The organism is Microbacterium sp. ZW T6_19 (genome assembly GCF_044987465.1).
Lineage (GTDB): Bacteria > Actinomycetota > Actinomycetes > Actinomycetales > Microbacteriaceae > Microbacterium > Microbacterium natoriense_A.
On sequence record NZ_JBJDRH010000008.1, the window covers coordinates 28,325 to 47,948 of the forward strand.

14 protein-coding genes and 1 tRNA gene are annotated in these 19,624 nt (G+C 68.4%); 6 read left to right on the top strand and 9 right to left on the bottom strand.

The genetic code is table 11. The features are described 5' to 3' along the window. Position 1 precedes the first annotated feature (1 nt). Complete coding sequence (locus tag ACI3KT_RS13175) at positions 2 to 2,617, bottom strand: X2-like carbohydrate binding domain-containing protein (RefSeq protein ID WP_404904698.1); 2,616 nt, start codon at positions 2,615 to 2,617, stop codon at positions 2 to 4. A gap of 104 nt (positions 2,618 to 2,721) precedes the next feature. After that, a complete protein-coding gene (locus tag ACI3KT_RS13180) occupies positions 2,722 to 4,926 on the bottom strand; it encodes an alpha-galactosidase (RefSeq protein ID WP_404904700.1) in 2,205 nt (734 codons plus the stop codon). A gap of 242 nt (positions 4,927 to 5,168) precedes the next feature. Between ACI3KT_RS13180 and ACI3KT_RS13185 the strand changes: the two genes are divergently transcribed. From ACI3KT_RS13185 to ACI3KT_RS13195, 3 genes are read left to right on the top strand one after another with little or no spacing between them, the layout of a single operon-like run. Next, positions 5,169 to 6,143 (top strand): ABC transporter permease, encoded by a 975-nt coding sequence (locus ACI3KT_RS13185; protein ID WP_404904702.1) that lies wholly within the window; start codon positions 5,169 to 5,171, stop codon positions 6,141 to 6,143. Continuing rightward, positions 6,137 to 7,117, top strand: coding sequence for a carbohydrate ABC transporter permease (locus ACI3KT_RS13190; protein ID WP_307292646.1), 981 nt, complete (start codon positions 6,137 to 6,139; stop codon positions 7,115 to 7,117). The genes ACI3KT_RS13185 and ACI3KT_RS13190 overlap by 7 nt, the downstream gene beginning before the upstream one ends. A 57-nt stretch (positions 7,118 to 7,174) precedes the next feature. Then, a complete protein-coding gene (locus tag ACI3KT_RS13195) occupies positions 7,175 to 8,806 on the top strand; it encodes an extracellular solute-binding protein (protein ID WP_404904703.1) in 1,632 nt (543 codons plus the stop codon). A gap of 88 nt (positions 8,807 to 8,894) precedes the next feature. Here ACI3KT_RS13195 and ACI3KT_RS13200 read toward each other — a convergent pair whose 3' ends face one another. The 5 genes from ACI3KT_RS13200 to ACI3KT_RS13220 form a co-directional block, all read right to left on the bottom strand. After that, positions 8,895 to 10,061: an ROK family protein gene (locus tag ACI3KT_RS13200; protein WP_404904705.1), complete on the bottom strand. Its 1,167-nt coding sequence runs from the start codon at positions 10,059 to 10,061 to the stop codon at positions 8,895 to 8,897. A 22-nt stretch (positions 10,062 to 10,083) separates the two neighbouring features. Next, entirely contained in the window at positions 10,084 to 11,055 is a 972-nt protein-coding gene (locus tag ACI3KT_RS13205) for an acetylxylan esterase (protein ID WP_404904707.1), read from the bottom strand. Further along, positions 11,045 to 13,477: a glycosyl hydrolase family 95 catalytic domain-containing protein gene (locus ACI3KT_RS13210; RefSeq protein WP_404904709.1), complete on the bottom strand. Its 2,433-nt coding sequence runs from the start codon at positions 13,475 to 13,477 to the stop codon at positions 11,045 to 11,047. Before ACI3KT_RS13210 ends, ACI3KT_RS13205 begins: the two co-directional genes overlap by 11 nt. Positions 13,478 to 13,630: 153 nt before the next feature. Beyond that, positions 13,631 to 15,307: an MFS transporter gene (locus tag ACI3KT_RS13215; protein WP_404904711.1), complete on the bottom strand. Its 1,677-nt coding sequence runs from the start codon at positions 15,305 to 15,307 to the stop codon at positions 13,631 to 13,633. A 3-nt stretch (positions 15,308 to 15,310) separates the two neighbouring features. Beyond that, a tRNA-Gly gene (locus ACI3KT_RS13220) sits at positions 15,311 to 15,384 on the bottom strand. A 197-nt stretch (positions 15,385 to 15,581) separates the two neighbouring features. On the opposite strand from ACI3KT_RS13220, the gene dcd reads away from it, so the two are divergent. Together dcd and ACI3KT_RS13230 are read left to right on the top strand one after the other, a co-directional pair. Then, positions 15,582 to 16,187, top strand: coding sequence for a dCTP deaminase (gene dcd / locus ACI3KT_RS13225; RefSeq protein ID WP_045257217.1), 606 nt, complete (start codon positions 15,582 to 15,584; stop codon positions 16,185 to 16,187). 1 nt (position 16,188) lies between these two features. Then, positions 16,189 to 17,145 (top strand): hypothetical protein, encoded by a 957-nt coding sequence (locus tag ACI3KT_RS13230; protein ID WP_404904713.1) that lies wholly within the window; start codon positions 16,189 to 16,191, stop codon positions 17,143 to 17,145. 92 nt (positions 17,146 to 17,237) lie between these two features. Here the strand turns inward: ACI3KT_RS13230 and ACI3KT_RS13235 are convergent, their stop codons facing one another. Further along, positions 17,238 to 18,032: a MarR family winged helix-turn-helix transcriptional regulator gene (locus tag ACI3KT_RS13235; RefSeq protein WP_404904715.1), complete on the bottom strand. Its 795-nt coding sequence runs from the start codon at positions 18,030 to 18,032 to the stop codon at positions 17,238 to 17,240. A gap of 104 nt (positions 18,033 to 18,136) precedes the next feature. Here ACI3KT_RS13235 and ACI3KT_RS13240 point away from each other — a divergent pair, with 104 nt between their 5' ends. Next, entirely contained in the window at positions 18,137 to 18,697 is a 561-nt protein-coding gene (locus tag ACI3KT_RS13240) for a MarR family winged helix-turn-helix transcriptional regulator (RefSeq protein ID WP_404904717.1), read from the top strand. On the opposite strand, the gene ACI3KT_RS13245 is transcribed toward ACI3KT_RS13240, so the two are convergent. Continuing rightward, positions 18,694 to 19,617 carry a cation diffusion facilitator family transporter gene (locus ACI3KT_RS13245; RefSeq protein WP_404904719.1) on the bottom strand — a complete coding sequence of 308 codons (924 nt, stop codon included), beginning with the start codon at positions 19,615 to 19,617 and terminating at the stop codon, positions 18,694 to 18,696. The two genes, ACI3KT_RS13240 and ACI3KT_RS13245, sit on opposite strands and share 4 nt — an antisense overlap. Positions 19,618 to 19,624: the final 7 nt, after the last annotated feature.

Below are 19,624 nucleotides of genomic sequence, written 5' to 3' on the forward strand. Positions count from 1 at the left end.
ATCACTTGACCTTCTTGACCGTGTACTCGAAGACGTCGGTGCGCAGCACGTCTCCCGAGGTCTTCACGATCGTGATGGTGTGCTCCTTGTCGCGCAGACCATCGGCCGTGAAGACCTTCTGGCCGGTGACGCGCGTGTCGGCGTGCGTGTCGACGGTCTCGACCTTGACGCCGTCGATGTAGACGTCGGCGGTGCCCTGGTCGGGGCCCTTCGCCGTGATCCACGACACCGCGGTCCCGCGGAACGTGAACGACACCGAGGCGCCGTCCTCCGTCGTCGCATGGACGTCGCTGTGGCGGTCGCCGCGGAAGGCGAAGTCCAGAGTGGCGTCGCCCACCGGCAAGGTGGCGAGGAACGACGACCTGATGGTCACCGTGCTGCCGCTGAGCTCGTAGTCGGTTCCCCGCTCGAGCGCCTCGCCGTTCACGGAGACGTCGCTCAGCTCGCCCGGATCGCGCAGCACGTCGACGACGACATCTGCGGGGTCGGCCTTGTTGAACGCGCCCGAGGTCGTGCTCAGCAGGCTGTCGAGTGTCACCACGAGCTTGTCGAGGAGCATGAACGATCCGGACTTCTTCACGACGCGCAGCGTGTGGCTCCCACTCGCAAGGCCCGAGGCGCTGAACACGGTCTGCTGCACGCCACGTCCTTGCGCGGGGTCGAGGTAGGTGCTCACGGTCTGCACGAACTGCCCGTCGAGGTAGATGTCGACGTCTCCCTGCGACTCATGCTTCTCGGTCACGAAGTCGATCCCGGTGCCCTGGAATGCGTACTCGAAGAAGGCGCCGTTCGCTTCGGCGTAATGCACATCATCGGCGTGGTCGCCGAGGCCGCGGTTGTTGCTGTAGCCCCAGTTGCCCGTGTACGTGATGCCGGGCGCGTTGTCGTTCACCGTCACCGTGCGTCCCGTCTCCGGCGGGTTCGGCTGGCCACCACCGGGGGTATCGGTGACCGCGACCGTGAACGGCTGAGTCGTCGCGGCGACCTCGGCCCCGCCGTTGCGGGTCCACTGTCCGTCGTAGGCGACTCGGAGGGAGTCGTCGTTCACCGCGAGCTTCGACTTCTTCGCCGGGGTCACGGTGAGCAGTCGCACACCGTGGATCGGCACGTCCTCGGCGGTGAACGAGCCGTCGAAGCCGCCGAGGTTCTTGCCGGCCCAGAGATCGCGCACCGTGGCGGACCCGGTGAGGCCGAAGTCGGAGAACGACGCCGTGACGTCGGCTTCCGTGCGGCCGAGGTTGTAGAGCGCGACGGTGTACGTGCCGTCGGTGTTCAGCGAGTACCAGACCTGCTGCTTGGTCGCCGTCGACACCGGCTGCGCGGGAACGCCTGCCTGGTCGACCGCGATGACCTCCGGGTTCGTGAGCAGCTTGAGCCCGAATTCGTCGAGGTTCGTGAGGTCGTTGCCCAGGTACATGGGCGCGGCCGACATGGCCCACAGCGTCGTCGCCGTGCGCCGTTCGTCGCGGGTCAAGCCATCCATGGTGCCGTTGCCCACATTGAGGGAGTCGAGATCGTTCCATCCCGCAGGGCCGCCGTGCCGCCACCACTCCGCGGTGCGGGGGAAGAGCCGAGCGATGTTGTCCCAGGTCGTCAGCGCCTCCTTCTCGCAGTAGCACTCGACGTCCCAGTCCACGCGCCAGCCGTCCGCGTACTGCTTCCAGTAGTCGGCGTAGTTGATGTCGACCGCCCAGGACAGCTCGAACCAGATGCCGTTGCGCTTCAGCGCCTGCGACCAGGCGGCGACATCATCGCGCGCGTCGAGGGACAGATCGCTCACTCCGGAGCCAGGGGTGACGCTGTCGAACTTCAGGAAGTCCACGCCCCACTCGCCGAGCAGATCGGCGATCGAGTCGATGTACTTCTGGCTGCACGGGTTGGAGAAGTCGAGACGGTAGCCGATGCCCCAGTAGTCTCCCTGCTGCAGCGGACGCTTCAGGATGTCGTTCGTCGTGCAGCCCGGCGCGTTGTGGATCGGGTAGGCGGCTTCTGCGATCTGCAGGCTCACGCCGGGGATCAGATACAGCCCGAACTTCTGCCCGTTGGCGTGGACATGGTCGATCACCGCGTCGAGACCGTCCGGGTACAGGGTGGCGCTCGGCAGCGGGCGTCCGTAGTCGTCGACACCGTCGTTCCAGCCGGCGTCGACGTTGATGTACTCGTAGCCGAAGTCCTGCAGCTTGTCGTGCATCGCGTCGGACTGCGCCGTGATCTGGTCGGCGGTGATCCACTTTCCGTTGCCGGAGTACACCTGCATGCTGTAACTGCTCCAGCCCATGTAGGGCTTCGAGGAGAGTTCCGAGACGCCGTCGTCGGCGACGACCGCCGGCGGGGTCACCGGCGCTGCCGATTTCTCGGGCTGTGGGACAGCGGTCTGCTCGGGCCCGGACGACGGCGTCGCCTGCGGCGTGGGGGTCGCGTCAGCCGGCGGAGTGGCCTCAGGAGCCGACGTCGCCTGCGGGGTCGTGGTGGCGGAATCCGTGGGTGACGGAGTCGGGGTCTCGCCGCTCGATCCGGTGGCCCAGGAGGCACCGGGGGTGAGCGTGAGTGCGAGCACTGCTGCGGCGACGGCCGAGGTGAGCGTGAGCGCTCGCCGTCCGGATGGGGGATTGTGCATGGCTTCCTCTCGTACGCGACGTCTCTGTCGCGGGGCGAAGTTACTTTCCGGCGTTAACTAACCACAGGGCGCACGTATCGCGCAAGGGCGAGAACCTGAAAGGGTCAGGCGCTCGCGCGCACGTGGATGAGCATGGCCTGCTGCGGATTGAGGGTCGGCAGGGGGATGCCCGCATCCGCGAGCAGGGTCCCGGGCATGCGCACCGAGGACTCGGCCGCGAGCGCCACCCATGCCGGATCGTCGCCCTGGTGGCGGCTCGCCGCCCCGAGGTCTTCGCGGACGGACACCAGATAATCGCGTTCGCGGTCGAGGCCGGGGAGGCGGATCCTGCCCGACTGCCCTGGTGTGGAGGTGACGAAGCGTGCCCAGGTGAAGAGCGCTTCGCCGCCGTCCTCCGAGACGATGCCGGACAGCGCCGTCGCGTCGTCGGCCAGGTCGGCGTTGACGATCCTGCCGCTGTGCAGCAGGGCGCGGAACTCGCGGTACATGGCGCTCCAGCGGGCGATGAGCGCCAGCTGCTCGTCATCTACGGCCGTGAGGTCCTGCTCGATGCCCGCGTGCGCAGTGAGCGCGATGCCCAGCCGGAAGGACAGATCGGTTCTCCGGGTCGTCGTGTGCGATCGATCGGCGCCCAGGTGCGATCCGATCAACTCCGGCGGCACGATCGTGCGCGTCCACCGTTCGATCTGCGCCCGCTCGACCGGATCGTTGCAATCGGAGGCCCAGACCCGGTCGGTCCGATCGAGGATCCCGAGGTCGATGCGGCCGCCGCCGCCGGAGCAGGTCTCGATCTCTAGGTGCGGATGACGTCGTCTGAGTTCGTCGAGCAGCCGATACAGCGCGAGAGTCTGCCGGTGCACGCTCGGTCGGTCGCCGTCACGGCCCCGGCTCACGGCCTCGAGCAGATCGCGGTTGTGATCCCACTTGAGGTAGTCGATTTCGTGCAGTCGCACGAGGTGGTCGATGCGTTCGAGCAGGTACTCGTACGCCTCCGGGTTCGCGATGTCGAGGACGTGCTGCGAGCGGGACGCCGGCCCCAGACCCTGCCTCGGACCGAGAACCCAGTCGGGGTGCTCCCGCGCCAGGTCGGAGTCGAGATTGATCATCTCGGGCTCGAACCAGAGCCCGAACTGCATCCCGTGCGCGCGCACGACCTCCACGAGAGGAGCGAGTCCCTCCGGCCAGACATCCTCATCGACGAACCAGTCGCCGAGTCCGGCATCCGCCTGGCGCCGCCCTCGGAACCAGCCGTCGTCGAGGACGATCCGCTCGACTCCGACGGATGCCGCGCGCTCGATCAGCGCGGTGAGTCGATCGAGGTCGTGGTCGAAGTACACCGCCTCCCAGGTGTTGAGGACGAGCGGGCGCGGGGAGCGCGGGTGCGACGGTCGTGCTCGCAGGCGGCGGTGGAGGCGATCGGTGACGGCATCCAGTCCGCGGTTCGACCACACGAAGAGCGCGGTCGGCGCGTCGTATCGTTCCCCGTCGTCCAGGATGATCTCGCCGGAGTGCAGGGCCTCTCCGGCGCCGAGCGCGGCCGAGAGCGCGCCCGCGCCCTCGGGCAGGCGCTCGGCCAGGTACCGCTGATCTCCGCTCCAGGCGAGATGCACCGCCCACAGTTCGCCGTGGCCGAAGCCGAAGCCCGCCGTGCCGCAGGCGAGGAGGAAAGGGGAGTCATGTCCGGGCTTGCCGCGATGCGCGGTCCGCAGGTGTGTGCCGAACCCCAAGGGCGAACGCTGCGGCGATCTCTCGCGACACCACTTGCCCGTGAAGTCGAGGATCTCGGTGGCGCGGTCGGGAACGGGCAGGAGCGCGATGAGGCCATCGAGCGTGTACGGGATCGCGCCGCTGAGCGGGCTGAGTCCTGCATCCCTCACGAGGGAGAGGTCGACGGAGAGCACCCCGAAGCGGTCGAGCCGATAGCGGACCTCGGTGCGGATGCCGGTGATCTCATCGGCGAACTCGAGCGTGATCGAGCCTCCGTGCCCTGTGGTGGACGTGTCGACGCTGTGGCCGGTGAGGCGAGGACGTGGCGTGGTCGCCCGCCCCTGCGCGTTGCCCGATATCGCAGGTGTCCCCGACCAGCCCTCGAACTCCGTCGGCAATACCGAGAAGTCTCGTGGCGAGTCGGGCGAATTGTTCAGCAGCGCGGGAACGGCGGTGAGGGCGAGTGCGCTGGTGAGTTCGCCGACCGGCTCGCCGAGATCGGCGCCCCAGTGCAGGACCCGGGGGAGAGGTTGAGCGAGCTCGAGGATGAAGGCGACACCGTCCGCGCGGAGCGCGACGACATTGTCGGCACTGGTGTTCATGGATGCAGGCCTTCCAGTATTACTTGACAACGTCAATAAATCATGTTTGCGAGAAGGGTGCAACCCGCAGCGGTCGCGTCCGGGCGGGACTGCCCGGAGCGATGCCGAGCGAGAAGCCGAAGTTCCCGCCACCCGCTCATCGGAAGAGCCCCGACGGCGGGACCGACTTCGCGGAAGTGTTTGCATTTTGCGCTCGGCATGATTATATTACGGCGTAAAGTAACTCTGCCCGGAGGGCGACCATGAAGCTCACTGCTGAGCGCACATCCACACACGAGGCTCCGACGACGAGTCCGCGCATCGTCACCGCACGGTCGCGGTTCCGTCGCAGCCTGCGTCGCTATTGGCAGCTCTATCTGCTGCTGCTCCTGCCCGTGATCTGGTTCATCGTGTTCCGCTACGTTCCAATGGCCAACGCGATCATCGCCTTCAAGAACTACAACCCGATCGACGGAGTGTGGGGCAGCCCCTGGGTCGGCTTCGACAACTTCGCGGCGCTCTTCCGCAACCCGGTCTTCCCGCGTCTCGTCGGCAACACCGTCGTCCTCGCGGGCTACACGCTGATCGCGAGCTTCCCGCTCCCGATCATCCTGGCCCTCGCGCTCAACGAGGTGCGGCTGCGATTCTTCAAGCGGACAGTGCAGCTCGTCACCTACGCCCCGTACTTCATCTCGACCGTCGTGGTCGTCTCCATGACGATCCTCCTGCTGTCACCGCGTGTCGGCCTACTCGGGCGCACGCTCAGCTTCTTCGGCGCCGGTCAGGTCGACCTTCTGGCGGATGCCGACTTCTTCCGCCACATCTACGTCGCGACGGACATCTGGACCACAACGGGCTATTCCGCGGTCATCTACCTCGCAGCCCTCGCCTCGGTGGACGTGTCGCTCTACGAGGCCGCCAAGATCGACGGCGCGACAAGGTTGCAGAAGATCTGGAACGTCGACGTGCCGGCGCTCCTGCCCACGGCGACCATCATCCTGATCCTGGGCGTCGGCAACATCATGGCGATCGGATTCGAGAAGGCGTTCCTGCTGCAGAACGCGCTCAACCTCTCCACCTCCGAGATCATCCCCACATACGTCTACAAGACCGGCATCCTGAACGCGAACTTCAGTCTGGGGGCCACGATCGGCCTCTTCAACGCGCTGATCAGCCTCGTGCTGCTGCTCGTCGTCAACGGCGTGTCCAAGCGAGTGACAGGAAGCGGGCTGTGGTGACTGTTCTCCGCAATGAAACCCTCCTCACAGAGGAGATCGTCGTTCCCGAAGCGGGGAGGGGCGGACGCCGACGCGGGGGGCCCGCGCGCGGCGTGAAGGTCAAGGAGACCAGGACCGATCGGGTGTTCATCGCCGCGGCCTACCTCCTGCTCACGGTGTTCCTGCTCGTGGTGCTGCTGCCGCTGCTCAACATCCTGGCCAGCTCCTTCTCCAGCCCGCAGGCGGTCTCCTCGGGGCGAGTGCTGTTCTGGCCCGTGGACTTCACCTTCCGCGGGTACACAGAAGCTCTCAGCAACCCCGCGATCATCACGGGCTTCGCGAACTCCATCTTCTACACGGTCGTCGGCACCCTGATCAGCGTGCTCGGCACCGTGGCGATCGCCTATCCGCTGTCACGCAACAACCTCTTCGGGCGCAAGGCGGTCACCGCAGGCGTCGTGTTCACGATGCTGTTCAGCGGCGGCGTGATCCCGATGTACCTCGTGGTGCAGTCGCTCGGCCTGCTGGACACGCGATGGTCGATGCTGCTGCCGAACGCGATCGGCGTCTGGCAGGTCATCATCGCGATCGTCTTCTTCCGCAGTTCGATACCCGACGAGGTGTACGAGGCGGCGCAGCTCGACGGCGCCAGCGAGCTGCGGATCCTGTGGACGGTCGTGCTGCCGCTCGCCAAGCCGCTGCTCGCGGTGATCGCGCTGATGTACGCGATCATGCAGTGGAACTCCTATTTCGACGCTCTGCTCTATCTCCGCAGCGCCGACCTTCAGCCGCTTCAGCTCGTGCTGCGCGGGCTGCTCGTCCTGAACGACGTCGGCGGCGGCGGCGACGTCGCCGAGCAGCTCCGTCGCCGCGAACTCGCGGATCTGCTCAAGTTCTCGACGGTCGTGATCGCGACCGTGCCGATGCTGATCGCCTACCCGTTCGTCGCGAAGTACTTCACCAAGGGGATCATGATCGGCGCCGTAAAGGGCTGATCCCCCCGTTCCCACCCGACACCCACCAGAATGAACCGGCCAAAGGAGTCACCGGCTATGAAACACAGCATCATCCGCGTCGTCGCGGCAGCGACAGCAGTCGCGACGACGGCACTCGCGCTTTCCGCCTGCACCTCGCCCAGCGACGACGACAACGGCAAGCTCGTCGCCTTCGGGCCTCAGGGAGACAACGGATCGCTCGCGGACAACCTGTTCACGCAGCAGGTCGAGAAGAAGTTCGACATCGACTTCGACTGGCAGACCACCACCTACGACGGCAGCGTGGCTGGCGAGAAGCGTCAGGTGTCGCTGGCGAGCGGCGACTACCCCGACGCGTATTTCCTCGTGCCGTGGGTCGACGCCTTCTCGCGCAGCGAGATCCTGAAGTACGGCCAGCAGGGCGTGCTCGTGCCGCTCGACGACCTCATCGACGAGTACGCACCCGCCTTGAAGGAGCGCTTCGAGGAGAAGCCGGACTGGAAGGAGTCCGTCACGGCGCCTGATGGTCACATCTACGCGATCACCCAGTGGAGCGAGTGCTTCCACTGCAGCTATCCGTCGAAGCTGTGGATGAACACCACGTGGCTGGACAAGCTCGGGCTCGCGCAGCCGACGACCACCGAGGAACTCCGTGATGTTCTCAGGGCGTTCAAGGAGAACGATCCGAACGGCAACGGCGTGCAGGACGAGGTGGCGCTGAGCGGATCATCGACGCAGCCCATCATCAACTATCTGATGAACGCATTCACCTACGCGCCGTACACGAGCCCTTCTACTCCCCCTGGACTCGTGATGGACGGCGATGACGTCACGCTGGCCGCGGCGTCGGACGGCTGGCGGGAAGGGCTGAAGTACATCACGTCGCTCGCCGACGAGGGACTGCTCGACAAGGCGGCGTTCACCCAGAACGCCGAGGCGCTCAAGGCGCTCGGCGACAATGCGGATGCCGAGGTCCTCGGCGCCGCGGTCGATCTGCACCCGTACGACTTCGTCACGGCCGACTCCCCGGACGGCCGTGACAAGAACTACGACGCGGTCGCCCCGGTCGCAGGTCCCGACGGCACGCAGCTGGCCACCTGGCGCTCGCCCGTCAACCCGCTCGGCATGTTCGCGCTGACGAACAAGTCGACCGAGGAGGAGCGCATCAAGGCGATCAAGGTCATCGACTACCTGGTCACGGACGAGGGCGATCGGCTGGGCGCCATGGGACCCGAGGGCGAGGCGTGGGTGCCCGCGGAGGCGGGGGATGTCGCGCTCGACCCGGAGCTCGAGCCGACCTTCAAGCCGCTCACATACGACGAGACGTCGAATGCGTCATGGCGTTCGATGGGGCAGTACTGGGACTCGCTCGAGTACCGCAACGCGCAGGTCGTGCCCGAGGACGTCTACTCGCCCTCCGGTTACGAGCGCCGTCTGCTCAACGCGACGCTGGAGTACGATCCGTTCAAGCCCGACGAGAGCATCCTGTTCCCCGTCGAGAAGCTGTGGCCGGACCTCGACAGTGCGGCCGAGCTCGCCGACCTGCAGACCAACATCACGAACTACGTGACCCAGGCGCAGGCCGAATTCGTCACAGGGCAGCGCGACGTGAACGACGACGCGGCGTGGGACGCGTATCTCTCCGACCTCGACGGGCTGGGCCTGCCGCGATACCTCGAGATGATGAAGAAGCTCTACGACGCCATCTGACCCCCGACACGGCACTGCCCGGGACTCTGAAGGGTCCCGGGCAGCGCCGTGTCGGCGTCGGCAGGCGAGCGCAGCAACGGCTGCGGGCTCAGCGCACGAGCGACTGGATCGCCGCCGCTGCGGCTCCGCGGGCCCAGTCCTGGAAGGTGTGCGGGCGGGTGACGATGCGGCAGCGCGCGGCGGCGCCGAAGGCATGCGCCTGGAATGCGTCGCGCAGCGTCTCCTCGAAGAGGTCGAAGTCTGACACGCCCTCGCCGCCGATGATGACGACTTCAGGGCCGGTGAGGTTCACGAGCGTGGCGATCGCGGTGCCGATGATCCGCGCCGCCTCGCGGAAGGCCGCGTGCGCGCCGGGATCGCCGGCGTGGGCCAGCCGCACGGCTTCGTCGATCCTGATGCGGCGTCCGTGCGCACGCGACACCGCGGACTCGATGGCCCCGGTGGACGCGGCAGCCTCGACGCAGCCGCGGCGGCCGCAGGGGCACACGAGCTCGGGGTTCGCGAGCGGGAGGTGGCCGATCTCGCCGGCGACTCCGTACGCGCCGGTGACGACCTCGCCGTTGAGGTGGAGCCCGCTGCCGATGCCGCGCCCGATCGTGACGATCGCGAAGGATGCGGTTCCGAGACCCATGCCGAACCAGTGCTCGCCGACGGTGAGCGCGTGCACGTCGTTCTCCAGCGTCACGGGCCAGCCGAGTCTTTCGCCGAGCATGTCGCCCAGCGGCACATCGGTCCACCCCATGAGGGTGGACTCACGGACGATACCCGCCGAGGTGTCGACGTCGCCGGAGACGGACACGCCGACGCCCGCGATCGAGGGAGCCTTGTCGCCGAGCTGGTCGGAGAGGGAGGCCACCACCTCGAGGATGGCGCCGACGACCGTGTCGGGATCGCTCGCGGTCAGGGTGCGCCGTTCGCCGACGAGGATCCGGGTGGAGAGGTCGGTTGCTACTGCGATCACTTCGTCGACGTTGACCTTGATCCCCAGCATGACCATGGCTCCGCGCACGATCGACACCGGGCTCACGGGGCGTCCTGGCGTGCCATCGCGCTGAGATACCGGTGGGGCGTCGACCAGGCCCGCGGCCACGAGGGGGGCGACGGCCTTGGTGACCGCGGCCTGCGACAGGCCGGTCTGGCGGGCGATGTCGATGCGGCTGATCGGGCTCTGGGTCAGGATCGTCGCGAACACCTTCGATCCGGCATCCGAGGCGGAGCGGATGAGGGTCGTTCGTGCTGCGGTTTCGTGATCCATCTGGTCCCTCGGTCTCTGTCGGTCATCGTAGCGAATCGGCGAGCGACCGCGGGGCGAGCCGGGCGGCGGCGAATTCGAGGGCGTTCTCCTCGTCGAGGTCACCGCCCGCCTCGTGCCCGTTGTACGGCCACAGCACGATCTGCTTCTCGCCGCCGTAGGCCGTGAACGCGGGCAGCACGGTCTCGGGCGGCGCGATGCCGTCGAGCAGGCCCGTGCTGAGGAGGGCAGGCGCGCTGGCCCGCTTGGCGAGATTCACACCGTCGAAGTACCGCAGAGTGTCGAGAGCGGCGGCGGCATCCTCTCGGCGGTCTGCGAGGTACTGGGTCAAGAGCGCGTACGGGAACTCGGTGCTGAGGACTGCGGCCCGGTCGAGCTCGCACAGGAAGGGTGCCTGGATGATCACGGCCGAGAGGTCGGGCACGAGACCCGCCATCGCCAGTGCGATCCCTCCGCCCTGGCTCGCGCCGACGACGCCGACCCGCGAGGGGTCGACCAGCTCGAGCGTGCGCAGCGCCTCCACGGCGCGCACCGCGTCGGCGAACACCCTGCGGTAGTAGTACTCCTCAGGAGAGCGGATGCCGCGGGTGAGGAAGCCGCCCGCTGAGGGGCCACCCGATGGGTGGTCGTCGTCGGTGTGGCCGTGACCCTGCCCGCGGGCGTCGACGACGAGATGGGCGTACCCCGCCGATGCCCAGCGCAGATCGCGGAGCGCGTGGCCGCGACCGTTGCCGTAGCCGAAGAACTGCACGAGACCCGGCAGGGGGCCCGTGGCTCGGGCCGGAACCCGCAGCCAGGCGTGGATGGGCGTCCCGCCGAAACCGCGGAACGTGACGTCGAAGACCTCGAGCTGAGTCAGGAGCGTGGGATGCGGCGTCAGGGCGACGTCGAGCGGAAACCCGCGGGTCACCGCAAGAGTGTCCGCCCAGAACGCGTCGAAGTCAGCCGGCTCGGTCTGCGTCGTCGGCACATCGACGATCGAGAGGTCACCGCGCATGGAGCGCACCTCCCTGTGCTGCGGCCGGCGTACGGAAGTCCGCAAGCAGAAGCTCTGTCGACGCCCCGGCGGCGAGTTCGACCGCGATCCGATTCCCTCCATGCTCGACGGTGACCGTGCGCTCTGTGTCGGAGAGGTTCTGCAGATGCGCGGAACTCAGCCGTCCACCGCTCCAGGCGAGGTCGACGGCGAGCGCCGTGCGTGCGCGGACACCCTGCACTTCGCCGCGTTCCCAATCGGACGGCAGCGCGGGCAGCAGACGCACGACGCCGTCGTGACTCTGCACGAGCATCTCCGCGATCGCTGCGGGGAAGCCGAGGTTGCCGTCGATCTGGAACGGCGGATGCGTGCTGAACAGGTTCGGCAGCAGCCCACCCCACTCCGAGCCGTCGACGGGGCCGTGCCGAGCGGCATCCCCTTCGAACGGGGCGAGCGCCTCGGCGAGGAGGCCGGCGGCGGCATCCCCGTCTCCGATCCGCGCCCGCAGCGCGACCTTCCAGGCCCACGACCAGCCCATGGCTCCGGTGCCCCGAGCGTCGAGCAGTCGCACCGATGCGTCGAACAGCTCGGGCGTCCGCTCGCGGGTGACCAGGTCGAGCGGGTAGAGCGCGACGAGCGGGGTCATGTGCCGGTGCAGCGGCTCCACCTCCTCGACTTCCGCAGACCACTCGCGCAGGCGCCCGTCGTCGCCGATCCTGACGGGGGTGAGGCGTGCGAGCGCGTGATCGAGCTCCGCAGTGATCGGATCGTCGATGTCCAGCGCTTCGACCGCATGGAGCGCACGTTCGAAGAGCGCGCGGATCAGAAGCAGATCGGATGCCGAGGTCAGACCGAGTGCGGTCGGCGCGCCGTCCGCGGCGAAGAAGGAGTTCTCCGGGGATGTGGAGGGGGAGGTGCGCAGCATCCCCTCGGCGTCCTCGACCAGCCAGTCGAGACAGAACTCGGCCGCCCCGCGCAGGAGAGGCCAGATGCGCGCGCGCAGCAGGTCGAGGTCTCCGGTGAACTCGTAGGCGTCCCACAGATTGTGGGTGAGCCACACCCCGCCCATCATCCAGATCGCCCAGCTGGGTGCGCCGTGTCCACCGCCGACCGGGAGGCTCCAGCCCCACAGATCGCTGTTGTGGTGAGCCACCCATCCACGGGCGCCGTAGAGCGTGCGTGCGGTGTCGGCGCCCGTGCGGGCGAGGTGCTCGACGAGAGCGATCAACGGTTCGAAGGCGTCGACAGCGCCGAGCAGGGGCGCGGCCCAGTAGTTCATCTGCGTGTTGATGTTGATCGTGTAGTTCGACGACCAGGCGGGCCGGAGCTGGTCGTTCCAGATGCCCTGCAGGTTCGCCGCGGGTCCGCCGGCGCGTGAGCAGGAGACGAGCAGATAGCGCCCGAACTCGGCGATCACCGTGGCACGGAGCTGCGGGTCGTCCCCGTGCAGCACGTCGCGATGCACGTCCCAGGTGCCTTCGCGCCGCCCGCCGATCGCGAAGCGAGTGCGGGTGAGGCTCCGGCGGTCGGCGATGTGGTCGGCGAGCAGATCCGTCGCCTCGCATCGAGCCGCGGCGTCCGCTCTCGTGCGGGCGAGCCCGCGGATCGCCTCTCTGGGGACCGTGCGCCAATCGCCCTCGGGCTCGGCCCACCAGGATTCTGCGCGTGTCGCTGTGGACAGCGCGATCAGCACTCGGCGGGCACCGTGCACCGTCAGGCCGGATGCTGTCCGCTCGGCGATCCCGTCGGTGCGCAACGAGGCGGCGACGGCCGCGAAGGCGTCGTAGGCCGCATCCTGATCCGCATAGCGCAGCGGCTCGTCGACCTGCTCTTCGTGAAGGGGAGCTCCGTCGATGGGAAGTAGCACGTCGAGCGTCAGCCCGTGCCGCGTCGCGTCTTCGGGCTTGCCATCGAGCCGACGAAGTGGCGTGGTCAACTCGATCGTGACGTCGAACGCGGAATCCGCGGTGAGCTCCACGACGAGTCCCTGGGCGGGAGCCGACACCCACGACCGTCTCCGGACCACACCGGACGGGGTGCGCAACGACTCCGTCAACACGGCCTCGTCGAGATCGAGCACTCGCGCCTGGTCGCCGTCTCCGGTTCCGGACACGGCGACGAGCAGGTCGGCGAGCGGAAGGAACTCCTGCGAGTACGGCCCCTGGAACGCCATCAGCAGCCGTTCGGCCGTGCGGACGTCGCCGGCGTCGAGAGCGGCGCGGACGTCGGCCAGCCGCTGCGGTCCCGCTCCGGCGGCGACCACCTGCGCAAGCGACAGCGCAGGGCCGTCCGGCGTGCCGGACCACACCGTGGCGTCGTTGATCTGGAACCTTCCGGATGCTCCGCCGAACGCCATCGCGCCGATGCGGCCGTTGCCGAGCGGCGTCGCCTCCTCCCAGCGTGCGGCGGACGTAGCCCAGGAGAGGCGGAGGGTCTCGGTCATCGAAGGTCCCTGTGTGTATCGAGTCGGAGCGGGGGATTCGCGGTGCAGCGACAGCGTATGCGGCATTAATTGCCGATGTCAATAAACTAGCCCGCGTGCCGATGAAGGGCGCCGCGGAACCGACCCCGCTGGCCGGTGCGCCCGCCGATGAGCTCAGCGCCGAGGCATCCGCACGACGAACTCGTGCGACTCGGTGACGACCTCCGCGTTCTCCAGGACGCGCGCCATGACCGCCGCGTCCTGTCCGGTCCATCGCTCGGTGCGGGCGGCGGAGTACTCGCCCCACGAGCGCACCCGGAACTCCTCGCGGAAGCTGCCTGCGGCATCGGCCGACCGCTCCAGCGTCCACCCCGCTGCGCCTGTCCTTCGTCGGCTGTCGCGGAGGATGGACATCGCCACGAGGAAACCGGCTTCCTTCTCGGGTTCCACTCGGTACGAGACCGACACCGTGAGGGGGCCGTCGGTCGGTTCTGGTTCGAAGACGAGCTGCGGCTCGGGTGCGCAGTACGGCTGGATGGAACGATCGAGGCGCCCGGTGTTCGGGTGCAGCGGGAGCAGGAGCACGCTCAGCGCGACCAGCCCGAGGAGGCCGGCGGCGATGACGAGCGTCATCGACACCCCGGCCACGGAGCTGACCGCGCCCCATAGGACGGCGCCGACGCCTTGGCCGCCGAGGAGAGCGAGGAGGTAGACCGAGATCGCCCGCGCGCGCACCCAGGGAGCAGCGCTGAGCTGCATGGCCGCGTTCAGCGTCGTGAGGGTGGCGGTCCACGCGACCCCGGCGACGAGAAGGACGGGGACGACGATGACGAGGGGCCACCAGGCGATGCACAGCGTTCCGAACGCGAAGACGGCGGCCGAGACGCCGAGCACCGCCGACGACGACAGTCGTCTCGTGATGAGCGGCATCAGGACCGCGCCGAGAATCGAGCCGATCCCGAGCATGCCGAGCAGCAGGCCGTAGCCGGCGGCTCCCAGATGCAGCACGCCATCGGCGGCTGACGGAAGGAGCGACCACAGCGCGCTGGCCGGGACCGCGAACATCAGACTGCGCAGCAACAGGCGACGGACGACGGGGCCGGCGACCAGATAGCGGATGCCGGCCACGATGGCTTCGCCGAGAGGCTCGTTCCACGCGCGTTTCGGGCGCTCGGGTCGCGGCCATCGCAGCAGCGCGAACACGACGCCGGCGAACGACACCGCATTGATCGCGAAGACAGAGGTCGGGCCGGACCACGCGACGAGGACGCCGGCGATGGCCGGACCGACGGCGCGTGCGGCGTTGACCGTGATCCCGCCGAGTGCGGCCGCGGCCGGGATCTCGTCGTGGGGCACGAGGTCGGGCTGTATCGCCTGCCAGGCCGGGGCTGTGAGCGCGGCCGAACTGCCGAGCAGGAACGTCATGAGGAGCAGCGACGGTGCCCCGAGTGCTCCCACGGCCGACAGGACGGTGAGCACGAGCGCCAACGCTGCCGACACGATGTTCATCGTGAGGAGCCACCCGCGACGATCGAACCGATCGGCGAGCACTCCCGCGAACAGCGAGAGGAAGAGCACGGGCAGCAGGCTCGCGGCCTGCACCCAGGCCACCACCGCAGAGCCCGCGCCGGTCTGGACGAGGAACCACTGCGCGGCGACCGTCTGCATCCAGCCGCCGAGATTCGAGCCGGTCTGCGCGAACCACAGCATGCGGAAGATCGGGTGCCGCAGGGGCGCCCATGCTGATCCAGCGGTTCCGGTGCTGTTCGAATGTTCCGACACGGGAACATTCTCGACCATGAACTCGTCGGCGTTGGACCACGAACCTGCGGAGGCCTCGGGGAGCACCATCTGTGGAGGGGCTGACGGGAATCGAACCCGCGCTATCTGCTTGGGAAGCAGAAGTTCTGCCATTGAACTACAGCCCCGCACCCGCATCGTGAAGAGCGGATGCCGTCAGCCTACCCGATCTCGCCCAGAGCCTCATCCGAGCCGGGCACTGCGTCGAGAACGCGGTCTGTCGTCGATGAGTGGTCGAAAGAGCATCCGGATCCGCCTGCGGCGATGTCATTCTGACCACGCAACGCAGCGACGGGGCCGCAACGCCGACAGCTAGGCTGGTGCCGTGCTTCTCAGCGATCGCGACATCAGGGCAGAACTCGCATCCGGCCGGATCGGCCTCGCGCCTCACGAGCCGGAAATGATCCAGCCGTCGAGCATCGACGTGCGGCTCGACCGGTACTTCCGGCTGTTCGACAACCACAAGTATCCCTTCATCGATCCTTCGGTCGATCAGCCAGAGCTGACCCGACTGATCGAGGTCTCCCCGGACGAGCCGTTCATCCTGCATCCCGGCGAGTTCGCGCTCGGCGCGACCTACGAGCAGGTCACTTTGTCGGACGACATCGCCGCCCGTCTCGAAGGCAAGTCGTCGCTCGGTCGCTTGGGTCTCATCACGCACTCGACGGCGGGCTTCATCGACCCTGGTTTCACCGGGCACGTGACCCTCGAGCTCGCGAACGTCGCGACCCTGCCGATCAAGCTGTGGCCCGGCATGAAGATCGGCCAGCTGTGCTTCTTCCGCCTGACCTCGCCCGCCGAGAACCCGTACGGCTCGGGCCCGTACGGCAACCGCTATCAGGGGCAGCGTGGGCCGACGGCATCCCGCTCCTTCCAGAACTTCCATCGCACAGACGTCGGGGTGACCGATGTGGGAGCGGTCGGCGGCTGAGATGAGCGGCGACGGTACGGACCCGACTCCCGCGGATGCTGGAGGCGCGGTGCCGCCGCCTGCTCCCGTCGGGCCCGACCCCGTCGTGCCTCCGACCCCGGTCGTGCCTCCGCCTCCAGTCGCGCAGGACCCGCCACAGGAGCCCGTGCGTCCCCCGGCACCGCCCGTCGGCACGCACGCCGACCCCCATCTCGCACCGCCCGTCGGCTACGCCGCGGCATCCGCCCCGCTGCCGCCATCGGCCGAACCCGATGCCCCTGATCAGCAGTGGCCGTCCGACGCCGTGATCTCGCCGTACATCGGCGGATCGGTGGCGGCATCCGGCAACTACCGCGTGCTGACGGCGGTGATCATGCTGTTCCTCGTGGCGCTGCTCGGGGGCGCGATCGCGCTGATCGTCTACCTCGCCGGGCACACGACGCTGTCGTTCCCCTCGGCCGATCCTGATCCTCGGCCGGTCGCGACAGAGGTCTCGGAGTCGGCGACCCCTCAGGCTCCGCGTGAGGAGACCTCGCCCGAGCCCCTCACCGGGACGCTCTGCACGGATCTCTGTGTTGAGGTCGCCGGTCTCGTCGGTCCGCAGATCGTGGGTGCCGACGGGGAGTCGACATGGGTGCTGACGGGCGGCTGGTCGACGGTCGAGACCGCGTCGCTGTCTGCGGAGGAAGCGGTCGGCGCGGACTATCGATCGGATGACGGTGAGCTGACCTTCACGATCTGGCGCTTCACCGACGACGATGCCGCGCAGGACGCGCAGGAGCTGCTCATCGAATCTCTCGGTGAGCCTTCGGACTCGGGGGCGGCGTTCCAAGACGGCACGGGCGAGCAGAGCACGTTCGACGACGGGTCGCAGACCACGATCGTCTGGAGCAAGCTCGGCGACGGATCGCAGCCCTGGGTCATGCAGGTGCACGGCACCGGCGCCGTGCAGCAGTTCTACTACGCCCTGCCGCTCTGAGGCTCAGCGCTCCGCCACCACGACGGCGACGCCCCACCACGCTGCGTGTGCAGCTTCGGCGGTGGGGCGTCGAGAATCGGGTGGCGCGGAGGTCAGGCGTCGCGACCGCGGGAGAAGCCGGCGTCGAATCCTCGCTCGAAGGCGACCTGAGCGGCGCGGCGATCGCGTCCGTGCGGGTGCTCGACGCCGTGGCCGAACTCGGGCGCGAAGCGCGGACCCCGTTCGCGATCGAACGGACGGCCGTGAGAACGTCCACGGCCCTCGCCGTGCGCGTGCGGGTGCTGGCACTCGTGCGCGTCGGCATCGCGGGGGAAGCCGTGACCGAAGCCGTGACGGAAATCGTGATCGAAGCCGCGGTCGAAACCGTGCCCGCGGCCGAACGGCGCGCCGTGCCGGCGGCCGTGACCGTGGTGCTCGCCGTGACCGTGGTGCTCGCCGCGATGGGTCTTGCCGTGGCCGCTGCCCTCGCCGCGGCGTCCGCGCGGCAGCGGGGTGTTCTCGTCCCAGCCGAACGTGCGAGCGATCTGCTCTAGCGTCGCCACGGTGGTGCCGAAGTCGTCGGGTGAGACGGCATCCGCCACCTGTGCCCGGATGCCGTCGACCACAGCGCCGAGGCGCTCCTTGGCCGCGCGTCCTTCATCGGTGAGGGTCCAACCGTCGCCGTCTTTCGCGACCCAGCCGCGCTCGACGAGTCCGCGGAGCTTGCCGGGGTGCATCGGCCGGACGGCCGGCGCAGATCCGTCGATGACGTTGAGCAGGCGCCAGTCCCGGCGCGTCGCTCCTTCGCTCTCGAAGGCGGTGGCGAACTCGGCGGACATGAGGCGGTCGACCGCCTTGATCCAGTAGCCGAACGGGCGGGGGTTCTGTGTATCTGAAGTGCTGTTCATGGTGAAGTCCTTGAATGTCAGTGTGCATGTGCTTGTCACAGTGCATGTATATGTATAGTGACATGTGATGTTGGTGCATGTCAAGTCACATGTAAAATCGACCTGTGAGCGCAGCAGAGACCGACCCGGCCGAGATCATCGCAGAGGCCCTGTCGCGCCTGCGCGGGCGCCGACCCGGCGGGCGAGGGCCCGGCTGGCACGACGGCCCCCACGCGGAGCGCCATCGAGCGGGCGAGCACGACGGGCCGGATCATCACGGCATGCACCATGGGCACCCCGGCCGATCCGCCTACCCGGGACCGCCCTGGATGGGCGACCCCGCTGGCCGCTTCGGCGGTCCCGCACGCATGCGGATGCTCGATGCGCTCGCCGCGGCATCCGCCCCGCTCAGCGTGAGCGACCTCGGGGCGGCGATCGGCGTGGATCAGCCTCGCGCCTCGCGCCTGGTGCAGCAGGGGGTCGCGCACGGGTTCGTGCGTCGGGAGGCCGATCCCGACGACGCGCGCCGCACGCGCATCGCGCTCACCGACGAGGGCCGCCGGATGGCGAAAGGCGTCCGCGGCGAGCGTCGCGAAGCGCTGGGCAAGGCGCTCGTGGCCTTCACCGACGACGAGCGCACCGAGCTCGCCCGGCTGCTGAACAAGCTCGCCGACAACTGGAGCTAGGCGGCGCTCTCGCCGAAATCGAGCGAGGGCTCATCGTCGACCGACAGTGAGAGCACCACGGTCTCGACGACCGCGTTGGCCTCGATCTGCTGCTCGATCGCGCGCATCCGCCGCGCCACGTCGTGTTCGCGGGCGTCGCCGGCGAGATCCACCTCCGCGACGATGAACAGGCGGTTCGGGCCGACGTACTCGATGTGCAGGTACGTGACGCGCTGGATCTGCTCAGAGGCGAGCAGTGCCCGGCCCACTCGTGCCCGTACGGTCGGCGAGGCGTTCGTTCCGACGAGGAACGCGACGTTGCGCTTGATGAGGATGAGGGCGACGATGCCGAGCAGCACGCCCACGAGGATCGAGCCCACGGCATCCCACGCGGCGAGACCGGTGATCTGATGCATCGCGATCGCCCCGCCCGCCAGCGCGAGACCGATGAGCGCGGCGGCGTCTTCGAAGAACACCGCCCGCAGAGTCGTGTCGCTCGTCTCGAGCACGAAATCCCAGGTCGATGTGCCGCGCTCCCGCGCGAGGCGCCGCGACTTCACCATCGCCTGCGTGAACGAGGCGCCCTCGAGCACGAACGAGATGCCGAGCACGGTGTACGCGACCAGGGGACTCTCGACGGGACCGGTGTCGGACAACTCTTGGATGCCGTGCATGATCGACACGATCGACCCGGCCGTGAAGATGCCGAACGCGGCGATCAGCGACCACACGAAGGCCGAGCGCCCGTATCCGAGCGGATGCCGCTGATCCTTCGTGCGCCCGCCGCGGCGGTCGGCGATGAGCAGGAACACCTCATTGCCGGCATCCGCCCACGAGTGCGCAGCCTCGGCGACCATCGACGCCGAGGAGGTGATGAGCGCGGCGACGGTCTTCGCGACCGCGACCAGGACGTTGGCGAGGAAGGCGATGAAGACGGTCACGCGGGAA

What these genes read in the sequence shown, in the direction of transcription:
- ACI3KT_RS13230 (WP_404904713.1), top strand. Translation starts at nt 16,189, where the DNA reads ATGAGCGGCGACGGTACGGACCCGACTCCCGCGGATGCTGGAGGCGCG.
- ACI3KT_RS13235 (WP_404904715.1), bottom strand. Translation starts at nt 18,032, where the DNA reads ATGAACAGCACTTCAGATACACAGAACCCCCGCCCGTTCGGCTACTGG.
- ACI3KT_RS13195 (WP_404904703.1), top strand. Translation starts at nt 7,175, where the DNA reads ATGAAACACAGCATCATCCGCGTCGTCGCGGCAGCGACAGCAGTCGCG.
- ACI3KT_RS13175 (WP_404904698.1), bottom strand. Translation starts at nt 2,617, where the DNA reads ATGCACAATCCCCCATCCGGACGGCGAGCGCTCACGCTCACCTCGGCC.
- ACI3KT_RS13215 (WP_404904711.1), bottom strand. Translation starts at nt 15,307, where the DNA reads ATGGTGCTCCCCGAGGCCTCCGCAGGTTCGTGGTCCAACGCCGACGAG.
- ACI3KT_RS13205 (WP_404904707.1), bottom strand. Translation starts at nt 11,055, where the DNA reads ATGCGCGGTGACCTCTCGATCGTCGATGTGCCGACGACGCAGACCGAG.
- ACI3KT_RS13185 (WP_404904702.1), top strand. Translation starts at nt 5,169, where the DNA reads ATGAAGCTCACTGCTGAGCGCACATCCACACACGAGGCTCCGACGACG.
- ACI3KT_RS13180 (WP_404904700.1), bottom strand. Translation starts at nt 4,926, where the DNA reads ATGAACACCAGTGCCGACAATGTCGTCGCGCTCCGCGCGGACGGTGTC.
- ACI3KT_RS13200 (WP_404904705.1), bottom strand. Translation starts at nt 10,061, where the DNA reads ATGGATCACGAAACCGCAGCACGAACGACCCTCATCCGCTCCGCCTCG.
- ACI3KT_RS13210 (WP_404904709.1), bottom strand. Translation starts at nt 13,477, where the DNA reads ATGACCGAGACCCTCCGCCTCTCCTGGGCTACGTCCGCCGCACGCTGG.